Source organism: Nibrella viscosa (assembly GCF_039541875.1).
Classification (GTDB): Bacteria; Bacteroidota; Bacteroidia; order Cytophagales; family Spirosomataceae; genus Nibrella; species Nibrella viscosa.
The window spans coordinates 63,152-75,028 of record NZ_BAABHB010000007.1 but is presented as its reverse complement, the minus strand read 5'-3'; the positions used below and the strand labels follow the sequence as shown (position 1 = coordinate 75,028).

Sequence of the window (11,877 nt, the reverse complement as noted above, 5' to 3'; positions counted from 1 at the left end):
GCCACCACTGAAAATTGCTTTCCTGCCGGTTACAGCCTATACTATTTTCCAGGATCTGTCCGAATCCGGACAATCTTTTGTCCATTAGCGAACAGGAGATAATCGTCATTTAACCACAAACTCCACCCGCCGGTTTTGGGCTCGCTGCGCTTCGGTAGCATTGTCGGCGAGGGGGCGGGTGCTGCCGTAGCCTTTGGCCTCGAGCCGGTCGGAATCAATACCGTGCCGGGTCAGGTAATTGGCCACTACCTTAGCGCGGTATTCCGAAAGTGTCAGGTTCAAACGTGGGTCGCCGACATTATCCGTATGGCCGCTGATTTCAATCTGAACAGTTGGGTATTTCTTCAGCGTCTTCACCAGTTTGTCCAGTTCTTCGTAGGATTCCGGACGCAGCCGATATTGGCTTTGCTCAAAAAAGACGTTTCGCAGCACCACCGCTTCGCCGGTCTTGAGCCCTTCAAAGGTTTCGGCTACAACCGGGGGTGTTGTGCGTTTGACCGTTGCCGTATCGGCCGGCTTCGTTTGCTGAGGCTTTGGGGTAGTTGGAGCCGGCAAACTGGGACGAACGGTACGGCTTGCTACCTGTGCCGGTACAGGCGTGGGCGCTGTTGTTTTTGCCGGTGTTGGGTTACTGACCGGTTCTGTGGCGCGGGCAACAGCGGGTTTAGGGGGTGTATAGCGGGGCTGATACAGGTATTGAGCCGGAATAAGCGTACCTGGATTGCCGGAAAAAATACCGGAAGCTTTATTGTCTTTTGGGGTTACCCAATAGACTTTGATTTCGCCCTCCAGCATATCGTTGAAGTAATCGATGCGCAGGTCGTAGTATTGCCCGGCCGTCAGCAGAATACTGCCGGTGATGGTTTTGTTGTCATTGAGATCCCAGTCGTCGATGAGCTTTTTACCGCCTACCCACAAGCGGATACCGTCGTCTACCTCAGCGGTAAATATATATTTCCCCGACGCAGGGGCGTAGAGTTTTCCCGTCCATCGAACCGAGAAATAGGATACGGGCATACCTGGTCCCGGTGCCTGGTTGAACCACGCGAAGTCAATTTTCGGGTCAATGCGGGTGAAGACCTTTTTGCCGTAGTTCCGGTCACTGTAGTACTCGCCGACCAATCCCCGGCCATTCATCGATTGCTGTTGACTATAGGCGTTCAAGGCCGTAGCCAGACAGGCTCCTACGCAGAGCAGTTGCCACCTGACCATAGGTTTCCTGTTTAGTGTGAATAGAAACGTTACCGAATATCTCGATTTTGGGGGTACGGCCCTTCGGTTTTGGTATGAGCGGTTATTTCCGGTGTTTACCTGACCACAAACTCTACCCGGCGATTTTTGGCCCGTTCACCTTCGGTAGTATTGTCGGCAATGGGCCGGGTACCGCCGTAGCCTTTGGTCTCCAGGCGGTCAGACGCAATGCCGTTGCGGATGAGGTAATTGGCCACCACTTTAGCGCGGTTCTCCGACAGGGCCAGGTTCAGGCGCGGATCGCCTACATTATCGGTATGGCCCACAATGTCGATTTGCAGCGACGGCTGGGTTTTCAGCGTCTGCACCAGTTTGTTCAACTCCGTAAACGACTCCGGCCGCAGCACGTAGTTACTCTGCTCAAAGAACACCTGTTTGAGGATAACCGCTTCGCCCCGCACCAGGTTGGTAAATACGGCCGGGGTTTTAACGGCAGGCGTCGCCACTGCTACCTGACCGGTTGATTTCAGGGTTGAGATGTTTTGCTTTGGCACCGTCGCCGAGGCTTTCGGCTTTGCGGTGGCAGCTGGTTTAGTGGTTACAGCAGCCGGTGCCGCTGTAACCGGTTTTGTCGCAGGAATAGCGGGGGCAACAGCTACCTGAGGCTGAGCGGTAACGGGGCCGGCCATTACCGGTTTGCTGAAGAGGTACTGCGTCGGAATAGTTTTGTACGGTTTGCCGGTATACCCGAACAGATTGCTTTTTCGCTCTTCAGGGGTCTCCCAATACACAAAAATGATGCTGCCCTTCCAGTCGTTGTAGTACTCTACTTTCAGGTCGTAATAGTGCTTTCCCTGGAGGGTAATCTCTCCAACAAACTGCGTATCGTCCTGCTTACGCCATTCATCAATCACCTTTTTGCCATTGACCCAGATACGCACGCCATCGTCTACGGTCGCACTGAACCGGTATTTGCCGGAGGTGGGGGCGTAGAGCTTGCCGGTCCACCGTACCGAGAAATACTCCCGCTGTACGCCCGGTGCCGGGTAGCGCCAGTTCCAGTCGAAGCTGACCTGTGGGTCGGTGCGGGTGTAGGCTTTCTGTTCAAAGTTGGGGCCGTTGAAGTATTCGCCCTTCAGGCCGTTTCCCGTCTGCGCCAGGGCCAGACTCCCTGTCAGCGACAGGCCGGCTACCGCTATCGTTCGTAACACGCTCATAGGACTGTCCGGTTTACTATAAGAAAGTTACGAACACGAGCCGTTAATCCGGGGCCGCTTAATAAAGTTACGTTTGTAGCCGGCAGCGGCTTTTCAGGAGACAATTATAGCCTGTCGAAAACATAATGAGGGGGCTCGATGGTTCTCTAATCAACCAACTGTATATACGTTCGCATACATGTCTAATTCTCTTCGGCTGGAGATGACAACCCCGGTTCATGACGACCGGCCGGTGTTCGTTTCCGGTAATTTCTGCGACTGGTATCCCCATGCGGAACCGTTGCAAATGCAGCTCAAAGAGCCGGGCCGCTATGTCTTTGAATTTCCGGCTGATTTCTCGTTACCCGACAAAATCGAATACAAATACAACCGGGGCGGCTGGGACCATGTAGAGCTGGATGCCTCCGGCGAAGGCGTACCCAACCGGACTAGTACACTCCATTATGGTACGCAGAGTGACTTTGTTCCGCACTGGCGGTGGTTCGGCAAGTCGTTCAATCCGGATTTTCTGCCGAACGTTGAACTAATCAGCGAAGATTTTCATCTGCCGCAACTGGACACCACCCGGCGCATACAGGTGCTGCTCCCGCATGATTATCATACGACCGATAAACACTACCCCGTACTGTACCTGCACGACGGACAAAACCTCTGTGGTGAAGGCAGTGAGTTCGGCTGCTGGGAGGTGGATAAAAAAATGGCGCTGCTGGCAGCCCGTCACCACCACGACGTTATTCTGGTGACTATTGATCACGGGGCCGAAGAACGCATCCGGGAATTTACTCTCCACCGCACCAAAGCCGGGCAGGGGCGGGGGCGGCAGTATCTGGAGTTCATCGGGCATTCGCTGAAGCCGTTTGTGGATACGCACTTCCGCACCATACCCGATGCCGCGCATACCGGAATGGGTGGCAGTTCGCTGGGTGGGCTGATCAGTATTTATGCCGGTATGCTGTTTCCGCAGGTCTTCGGGCGGCTGATGATTTTTTCGCCGGCGCTCTGGATTTCGCCGAAAATTTACTTTGATGCCATTAAGTTTGCCGCGCCGGTGCCGATGAAGGTCTACGCCTACGGCGGAGGAGCCGAATCGTCGTACATGGTGCCCAACCTGCAGCGCTTCAACGATGCCCTGCTCCGGCAGCATTACGGTGGCCTCAGCATCGACCTCCACGTGTCTATTGATCCGAAAGGAACGCACCAGGAAGCCCACTGGAGCCGCGAATTTCCAAAAGCGGTAGAGTGGCTGTTCTTTTAACCGACACTACCATAAGCAATGCAGATACAAATAACGTCTTCCCCATCCACCACGCCGGACGCCCTGGTTATACCGGTTGTCCAGACCGATACATTAGCCGAAACCCTGGTGACCATCGGCGAAAAAACAGGGGTGCCCCCCTCGGTGCTCAATACCGATTTCAAAGCCGACGCTAAAGAAGTCCTGCCGCTCTACCATCCCGACGGCCGGAAAACTTACCTGCTGGGGCTGGGAAAAACACCCGGTACTATGGACTGGCTGCGGGCGTTCCGGGAACTGTTCTTCAAACAAAAAGCCAAACTGTCGCAACAGGTTGCCATTGACCTGACCGGCTTTGATGCCGACAGGGTCGAAGCGGTGGTGCTGGGCGTTTGCGGGGGCGGTTATGACTTGCGGCTGTATCAGACGGAAAAAAACGATACCTCAGCGTTTTTTTCGGAAGATGGGCAGTTGAGGCTACTGGTCGATGATGCGCAGCGTGCCGCAGCGGAGCAGGTGCTGACGCAAGCCGAAGCGCTGGCAGCTACGCAGCTTGACATTATGACGCTGATGAACGCGCCGTCGAACTACATGAACCCGTTGTTGCTGGCCGACTGGGCCACAGCATCGGGGCAGCAGTATGGGTATTCGGTCAAAGTGCTGCACAAGGAGGAGCTGGAAGAACAGGGATTCGATGCCCTGCTGAGCGTCAACAAAGGCAGTGACCTGCCACCTGTGCTGATCATTGCCGAATACAAACCCGCCAATGCGGCCAATGTCAGGAAAGTGGGGCTCGTCGGCAAAGGCGTTACATTTGATACGGGCGGCATTTCCATAAAGCCGTCTACCAACATGCACCTGATGAAGAGCGATATGGGCGGAGCGGCCGCCGTGTTGGGGACGGTAGAAGCAGCCGCTAAACTGAAACTGCCCGTTCACCTGATCGGTATTGTGCCGGCTACGGAAAACATGGTCGACGGCAGCGCTACCAAGCCGGGCGACGTAATCGGCTCTTATCTGGGGAAAACCATTGAGGTGATTGACACCGACGCCGAAGGCCGCATTATCCTGGCCGATGGATTGGGTTATATGGTCAGCAATTACCAGCCTGAGGTGCTGATTGACCTGGCTACATTGACCGGCAGTATCATTGCCGCCTTAGGCTACCACGCGGCCGGTCTGTTTACCCAAAACGATGAACTCGCCACGCAACTGATCCGGGCCGGAGACCGTACCGGTGAGCGGCTGTGGCGAATGCCCATCTGGGATGTTTACAAAGAAGACATTAAATCAGATGTAGCCGACCTGAAAAATTTCAGCGGAAAGCCAATTGCCGGCTCCATCAGTGCCGCCAAGTTTCTGGAAGTATTTACGGAAAATCACCCCAAATGGGCGCACCTGGACATTGCCGGTATGGCCTTTGCCGACACGGAATTTGGGTCGCAGAAGAACGCCACCGCTTATGGTGTGCGGCTGCTGATTGATTTTCTGCGAAATCTTTAAGTATTTGGATAATACTTATCCATTTGGTCACTTTAACTCATTACCCGGCATGAGTCAACTGTCGTTCCTGTGCATATCGACATTCTTTAAAGGAGAACCATTTTTAAAAGCTTGCAAAGAACTCGGCAATACGGTTTACCTGCTCACCGTTGAGAAGCTGCGCAACCATCCGTGGCCGCATGAGGCTATTGACGAAATTTTCTACCTGCCCAACGAGCTGAACTCAAGCGAAAACCTGGACATCATGCTGAAGGGACTGGCGCACGTAATGCGGTCGCGTCGGATCGACCGGGTGGTGGCGCTGGATGATTTCGACGTAGAGAAGGCGGCTCTGGTACGCGAAACATTCCGTTTTGATGGTATGGGGCTGACTACCTCCCGCTATTTCCGCGACAAGCTGGCTATGCGGATACGGGCGCAGTCGGCCGGAATTCGGGTGCCCGCGTTCAGCCCACTGTTTCACGACGAAAGCATCACGGAGTTTCTTCGCTCCACAGAAGCCCCGTGGCTGATCAAGCCCCGCTCCGAAGCGTCGGCTACGGGCATCCGGAAAGTACATTCGCTGGACGAAGCCTGGCAGGCCATTCATGCGTTGGGTGAGTTGCGGCACAATTACCTCATCGAACAGTTTAAACCGGGCAAGGTGTACCATGTCGATTCGCTTTCGCTGGATTGTACCGTTATTTTCACCCGCTGCAGTCAGTACCTGGCTACGCCGATGGAGGTTGCGCATGGCGGAGGGGTGTTCCGGACAATGGTGATGCCGCACGACGGATTGGAAACGCTGGCTCTCCAGCAGTTGAACCAGCAGGTGCTGAAGGCGTTCGGGATGCGGTACAGTGCCTCGCATTCCGAGTACATTAAGGGCGACCACGACGGCGAGCTGTATTTTCTGGAAACCTCGTCCCGTGTTGGCGGAGCACATATTGCCGAGATGGTGGAAGCCGCTTCCGGCATTAACCTCTGGCGCGAATGGGCCAGACTGGAAAGCGCAGTAGCCCGCAACCTGCCCTACCATCTCCCCGACGAGCAGTATCACTACGCCGGCCTGATCGTATCCCTTGCCCGTCAGGAATGGCCTGACCAATCCGTTTTCACCGAACCCGAAATCTGGTGGCGTATGCACAAAGAGCACCATGTCGGCCTCATTGTCCGCTCCGGTGATCGCAACCGTATCCAGCAGTTGCTGGACGATTATATCCAGCGCATCTTCACCGAATTCCACGCCAGTGCCCCCGTACCGGACCGGCCGACGAACTGATTATACGGGTTTCCACGTTTATGATAATACGGTACCCGTTCGGTCTAATCGCCACAGAGACGCTTGTTCCCTGCACCTTCAGGATTTTGCTGCGCTTTTCCGGACTGCCACCGCTTCAATTTCTATCAAAAAACCGTAATGTAATTCGTTGGTGGGAACCACGGCGCGGGCGGGCCGGTGATCGCCGAAAAAGCCGGCATATACCGCGTTGACCTGGTCCCAGAGGCTGATGTCGGCAATGTACACCGTCGTTTTCAGTACGTGGTGGAGGTCGCTGCCGGCAGCTTCCAGAATGGCTTGCATATTGGCCAGAACCTGCCGGGTTTGCTCGTTGATGGGGCCGGTGATTTTCTCCTTCGTCACGGGGTTGATGGGCAATTGACCGGAAACAAAAATCAGGTCGTTCCAGACGGTTGCCTGCGCGTAGTGACCGGCGGGCAGGGGAGCCCCCGGCGTTTCGATGCGTTCAATCATGGGTATCGTATTGGCAGAAACGAATATAGAGGATTTTGGTTATCTTTAATGGATGTATAAACGCGGTAATCAATGGAAGCAGTACCGCCAAAATTGCCGATGACCTGGGCCGAGCGGGCCGCCGGGCCGGTTATGCTGCGGGTGCCGGCTACCTGGGAAGAATACCTCGACCTGGTCGATGAGGTACCCTATACTATTGAATACGTCAATGGCGAAATCATTTCTAGTGCAGAAGCCGAAAAGGAAGGCAATACCGCACAGACGGGACAGGCAAGTTTTATTCATGAACTGCTGGTGGTAACACTGGCCAAACTGCTGGCCAACTACTTCGATGATTTGGGTAATTACTCCGTAGTAGGCAGTAACATTAAAATCTATGCAGAAGCCTGCCGGAGCGAGTTCAACGCAGATGTGCCGGTAATTCAGGGGGTACCCGACTTTGTACGGCTACCCAGCAGTAAACTGTCCGGTACGCAACTGACAAATTCGTATCTGGTGGTTGAGATCCTGTCAGAATCAACGAAAGATTATGATTTAGGTACGAAGCTATCAGTGCTATAAAACCTTGCTCTCGCTGCACTACGTCCTGTTTGTTGACCAGACAAAGCCGATGGCCTCCGTGTATGCCCGCACTGCGCAACCCGATCAGTGGCTGAATACCGATTATCATTCGCCGGAAGAAACGGTTCGGCTGGGTAAACTGGTGTTGCCCATAAGCGACATTTACCGCAAGGTTACCTTCTCATAATCCGCTGCCCATGCTTTTAGCTGCCGGGCGGTTTCGGCGGGGTTGTCTTCCATAATGGCCAGTTGGTGTACTGTTTCGGCTTCACGCTGGGAGAGACCGTGCAGGTAGGCTTTATCGTAGTACGATAGCGTAATGTCGGCCACGGTGGCGTAATCGTGTTCGGCCAGGGCGTTCAGGGCCAGTTGGGTGTCTTTGTTGCCCAGGCGCCGGCGGATGCGTTCGGTGGCCTCAATCAGTAGTTGATGGTCGATGCCGGTGTATTCCTGTACCAGCCGGTTTATTCTGATTGCTTTCGGTACATCGATAAACGCGACCGGTGCCATCCGCATCTGCTGCCAGAGGGGCAACGGGATAAAGCAGGTGCCGACGTTGCGGCTTTCGTCTTCCAGCCAGATAGGCCGGCCAGGGTCAAGTTGTCGCCATTCGGTAAACAGCCGGTTTTCAAATTGTTCGGAGCTTGGCTGCGGTGCCTGCCCGATGGCCCCGTACGAGGAGCCTTTGTGGTGGGCTAATCCTTCCAGGTCGATCACCTGTTCGCCCTGTCGGGCCAGTTCTTTCAGCACGTCGGTTTTACCGCTGCCCGTTTTGCCCCCCAGAATAATCAACGGGCGTGGTTCGGCAAAGGCTTCCAGCACCGCATTGCGGTAGGCTTTATAACCGCCAACGAGGGTAGCTACCTGCATGCCGGCCGTGTTCAGCAGCCAGGCAAAACTGCCGCTCCGCATACCGCCCCGCCAGCAATGCACCAGCACCTCCTGCGCCTTCGGATTCAGCTTCCGCGACTGCTTGACAAACGACGTCAGCTTTGGTCCCACCAGATCAAGACCCAGCAGCACGGCGGCATCTTTGCCGGCCTTCTTGTAACGGGTACCCACCTGCGCCCGCTCCTCATTGTCGAACAGCGGTATGTTGACGGCTCCGGGAATATGCGCGTGCTCGTATTCGCCCGGCGACCGTACATCAATGATGGGCAGGTGCCGGGCTTTTTCTAAAAATTCGTCGACAGTTAATTGCTGGATCATGGTGGTGGATAGAACACGGATGACGCGGATTGAGCAGATTTTCGCGAATATAATCTAAATAAAATCTGTGTGAATTCGCTTAATCCGTGTCATCCGCGTTCTATCAAACGTTACTTAGTTCCCGAAGATACATCTGAATCGTGTTTTCCAGCCCAAAATAAAGAGCGTCGCTGATAAGGGCATGGCCAATGGATACCTCCAGCAGGCCGGGTATGTTCTCGGCAAAGTACCGCAGGTTATCCAGATTAAGGTCGTGGCCGGCGTTAAGGCCCAGCCCCAGGTCGTTGGCTACGCGGGCGGCCTGCACAAAGGAGGCAATGGCGTGTTCGCGATTGTCGTAGAACTCGGCGGCATAAGGTTCGGTGTACAACTCAATGCGGTCGGTGCCGGTGGCTTTGGCCCCTTCGACTATGCGTTCGTTGGCGTCTACGAAAATTGAAACCCGGATGCCGTCGCTTTTGAACGTATCAACCAGCCGGCGCAGGTGGTCGGCATGGCGGAGGGTGTCCCAGCCGGCGTTGGAGGTAATGGCGTCGGGGGCATCGGGCACCAGCGTCACCTGATCGGGCCTGACCCGTTTTACGAGTTCAATAAAGCGCTCGTCGGGGTTGCCTTCAATATTAAACTCGGTGGTGACGACTTCTTTCAGGTCCAGCACGTCCTGGTAACGGATATGTCGTTCGTCGGGGCGGGGGTGAACCGTAATCCCCTGGGCACCGAACCGCTCGGCATCCTGGGCTACACGCACCACATTGGGATTATTGCCGCCCCGCGCATTCCGCAGGGTTGCTATTTTGTTGATATTGACGCTTAGGCGGGTCATCTGAGAAATGTTGAATTAACGAATGACTGAGTGAATGAATAGAACAGGTATCGCTGTTTTTGTAACTTTGCCCAACTTTCATTTGTTCCGGAGACGAAGATAGACCACTATTCTTCATTCTTAACGCATAATTCTTCACTCTCACTGTTATATGTCACTGAAGCAACAAATCGACGCGGATATTAAGCAGGCAATGCTGGCCAAAGACCAGGACCGGCTGCGGGCCTTGCGGGCCATCAAATCAATGATCCTGCTGGAAGAAACCAAAGAAGGCGCCGGCGACGGTCTGAAGCCGGAAGACGAAACCCGTATTCTGACCAAAGCCGTCAAGCAGCGCAAAGACTCTGCCGATATTTACCGGCAGCAGGGTCGCGAAGACCTGTTGAGAACCGAAGAGGCCGAAATTGCTGTCATCGAAAAATACCTGCCCAAGCAGCTCTCCGACGACGAACTGAAAGCCCGCCTGCAGGACATCATCGCCCGCGTGGGGGCCACCGGCCCCGCCGACATGGGCAAAGTTATGGGCGTGGCCACCAAAGAACTCGCCGGTCAGGCCGATGGGAAGGCGATTTCGGGGGCGGTAAAGCAGCTTTTGGCTTAAAGAGCGAAAGAGTGAATGAGTGAAAGAGTGGTTTTGAGACGCCTACTTTTTTCGCTCTTTCACTCATTCGCTCTTTCACTCTTTATTATGAAAACACTCGACATCCTCATCCTCATTCCCCTGATCTGGGGGGCGTATAACGGCTACCGCAAAGGGCTCCTGGTGGAGATTGTGGCGGTGGTGGCGTTTATTGTGGCGATGATCGTCGGGTTTAAGTTCCTGAATTTTGGTATCGATCTGCTGGCCCCGTACATCAGCACCGAAATGGCCCGCCGGATATTACCCTGGCTTGGGTTTTCTATTATTTTCTTTCCTACCATTTTCCTGATCAACCAGATGGGCTATTCGCTGCGGCAATCGTTGCGGTACACGATTTTGGGCACGTTCGACAGTGTGGCCGGGGCCTCGGTTGGTATTTTTACGTGGGTGTTCGGAATTAGTGTGCTGTTCTGGTTGTTTAGTACTATAGGCGTTAAGATACCAGCCCGGCAAACCGATGGCACCTGGATTTATCCCCATATTTTGCCCGTAGCACCTAAAATCATGGACGTAACATCCGAATGGATTCCGGCGGGTGGTAATGCGGTCCGGCGCTGGAAAGCACAGAAAGATCAGTTCGAAATAGGACAAAAACTGAGTAAGGAAGAGTAGTAATGACAGAGGCAGCGGTACAGAAAAAACAGGATATACGGAAACTGACGGCCGGGCAGTTGAAAGACTGGATGGTGGAGCATGCCGAGCAGGCATTCCGGGCAAAGCAGGTCTATGAATGGCTCTGGAAGAAATCGGCGCGGTCGTTCGACCAGATGACCAACCTCTCGCTGAAGACACGGCAGTTGCTGGACGCCCATTTTGAGATTCGGCCCCTCACCGTGGCCCAGCAGCAGAAAAGCACCGACGGCACGGTTAAATCATCGTTTCGCCTGTACGACGGCAACCTGGTGGAGGGCGTGCTGATCCCGGCCCTGCGCGAGGGCGACCGTGGCGACGGACCGCATGATCGCATGACGGCCTGCGTATCTTCACAGGTGGGCTGTTCGCTGACCTGTAAGTTCTGCGCCACCGGTTATATGGAGCGTAAGCGGAACCTGGAAGCCTCCGAGATATACGACCAGGTAGTAGAAGTAGACCGGCAGGCGCGGGAACACTACGGCGTACCGCTCACCAACATTGTATACATGGGTATGGGCGAGCCCTTGCTGAACTACCGCAACGTGCTGGAGTCGGTAGAGCGGATTACCTCGCCGGAGGGGCTGAATATGTCGCCCAGGCGGATTACCGTATCTACCGCCGGTATTGCCAAGATGATTAATCAGTTGGGCGACGATGGCGTGAAGTTCAATCTGGCCCTCTCGCTGCACGCAGCCAACGACCAGAAGCGCAACCAGATCATGCCCATCAACGAGAGCAACACGCTGAAGGCACTGGCGGAGGCTTTGCAGTATTTCTACCGAAAAACCGGCACCCGCGTCACGCTGGAGTATATTTTGTTTTACAATTTCAACGACAGCCTGCAGGACGCTAAAGAGCTGTGGGAGTTTACCAAGCGCGTACCGGCCAAAGTAAACATCATTGAATACAACCCCATTGCCGAGGCTACGTTCAAAAATACCGACCCGCAAACACTCGACAGATTTGCCGCTTTTCTGGAGAGCAAGGGCGTGGTGGTGAATGTACGGCGCAGTCGGGGTAAAGATATAGACGCAGCCTGTGGGCAGTTGGCAGGAAAAGACAAAGCTGCCTGAAACAGAGGAGAAGCTCGTGAACAAGGTTACCGATGCTGTTAATAATTTCTTAACACTA

Annotated in this window: 13 protein-coding genes; 8 read left to right on the top strand and 5 right to left on the bottom strand. The window is 54.5% G+C overall.

All coding sequences use genetic code 11. From position 1 onward, the window contains the following. Positions 1 to 105 precede the first annotated feature (105 nt). Both ABD931_RS17545 and ABD931_RS17540 read right to left on the bottom strand, forming a co-directional pair. Positions 106 to 1,212, bottom strand: coding sequence for a PA14 domain-containing protein (locus ABD931_RS17545; RefSeq protein WP_345269146.1), 1,107 nt, complete (start codon positions 1,210 to 1,212; stop codon positions 106 to 108). A 95-nt stretch (positions 1,213 to 1,307) separates the two neighbouring features. Further along, the gene (locus ABD931_RS17540; protein WP_345269145.1) at positions 1,308 to 2,408 is read right to left on the bottom strand and encodes a PA14 domain-containing protein; all 1,101 of its coding nucleotides are present in this window, start codon (positions 2,406 to 2,408) and stop codon (positions 1,308 to 1,310) included. A 178-nt stretch (positions 2,409 to 2,586) separates the two neighbouring features. On the opposite strand from ABD931_RS17540, the gene ABD931_RS17535 reads away from it, so the two are divergent. From ABD931_RS17535 to ABD931_RS17525, 3 genes are read left to right on the top strand one after another with little or no spacing between them, the layout of a single operon-like run. Then, on the top strand, positions 2,587 to 3,663 hold the full coding sequence (locus ABD931_RS17535; RefSeq protein WP_345269144.1) for an alpha/beta hydrolase: 1,077 nt from the start codon (positions 2,587 to 2,589) through the stop codon (positions 3,661 to 3,663). An 18-nt stretch (positions 3,664 to 3,681) separates the two neighbouring features. After that, entirely contained in the window at positions 3,682 to 5,145 is a 1,464-nt protein-coding gene (locus tag ABD931_RS17530) for a leucyl aminopeptidase family protein (RefSeq protein WP_345269143.1), read from the top strand. 49 nt (positions 5,146 to 5,194) lie between these two features. Beyond that, positions 5,195 to 6,406 carry an ATP-grasp domain-containing protein gene (locus ABD931_RS17525; protein WP_345269142.1) on the top strand — a complete coding sequence of 404 codons (1,212 nt, stop codon included), beginning with the start codon at positions 5,195 to 5,197 and terminating at the stop codon, positions 6,404 to 6,406. Between the two features lie 78 nt (positions 6,407 to 6,484). Here ABD931_RS17525 and ABD931_RS17520 read toward each other — a convergent pair whose 3' ends face one another. Then, positions 6,485 to 6,880 (bottom strand): RidA family protein, encoded by a 396-nt coding sequence (locus tag ABD931_RS17520; protein ID WP_345269141.1) that lies wholly within the window; start codon positions 6,878 to 6,880, stop codon positions 6,485 to 6,487. A 72-nt stretch (positions 6,881 to 6,952) separates the two neighbouring features. Here ABD931_RS17520 and ABD931_RS17515 point away from each other — a divergent pair, with 72 nt between their 5' ends. Together ABD931_RS17515 and ABD931_RS17510 are read left to right on the top strand one after the other, a co-directional pair. Continuing rightward, complete coding sequence (locus ABD931_RS17515; RefSeq protein WP_345269140.1) at positions 6,953 to 7,441, top strand: Uma2 family endonuclease; 489 nt, start codon at positions 6,953 to 6,955, stop codon at positions 7,439 to 7,441. Between the two features lie 4 nt (positions 7,442 to 7,445). Next, positions 7,446 to 7,628: a hypothetical protein gene (locus tag ABD931_RS17510; protein WP_345269139.1), complete on the top strand. Its 183-nt coding sequence runs from the start codon at positions 7,446 to 7,448 to the stop codon at positions 7,626 to 7,628. Here ABD931_RS17510 and mnmH read toward each other — a convergent pair. Next, a complete protein-coding gene (gene mnmH, locus ABD931_RS17505) occupies positions 7,604 to 8,650 on the bottom strand; it encodes a tRNA 2-selenouridine(34) synthase MnmH (RefSeq protein ID WP_345269138.1) in 1,047 nt (348 codons plus the stop codon). The two genes, ABD931_RS17510 and mnmH, sit on opposite strands and share 25 nt — an antisense overlap. 103 nt (positions 8,651 to 8,753) lie before the next feature. Beyond that, positions 8,754 to 9,473, bottom strand: coding sequence for a pyridoxine 5'-phosphate synthase (locus ABD931_RS17500; RefSeq protein ID WP_345269137.1), 720 nt, complete (start codon positions 9,471 to 9,473; stop codon positions 8,754 to 8,756). A 151-nt stretch (positions 9,474 to 9,624) separates the two neighbouring features. Between ABD931_RS17500 and ABD931_RS17495 the strand changes: the two genes are divergently transcribed. The 3 genes from ABD931_RS17495 to rlmN all read left to right on the top strand — a co-directional run bounded on the left by ABD931_RS17495 (position 9,625) and on the right by rlmN (position 11,819). After that, entirely contained in the window at positions 9,625 to 10,074 is a 450-nt protein-coding gene (locus ABD931_RS17495; RefSeq protein ID WP_345269135.1) for a GatB/YqeY domain-containing protein, read from the top strand. Between the two features lie 87 nt (positions 10,075 to 10,161). Then, positions 10,162 to 10,725 (top strand): CvpA family protein, encoded by a 564-nt coding sequence (locus ABD931_RS17490; protein ID WP_345269134.1) that lies wholly within the window; start codon positions 10,162 to 10,164, stop codon positions 10,723 to 10,725. A gap of 2 nt (positions 10,726 to 10,727) precedes the next feature. Next, positions 10,728 to 11,819 (top strand): dual-specificity RNA methyltransferase RlmN, encoded by a 1,092-nt coding sequence (gene rlmN, locus ABD931_RS17485; protein WP_345269133.1) that lies wholly within the window; start codon positions 10,728 to 10,730, stop codon positions 11,817 to 11,819. Positions 11,820 to 11,877 lie beyond the last annotated feature (58 nt).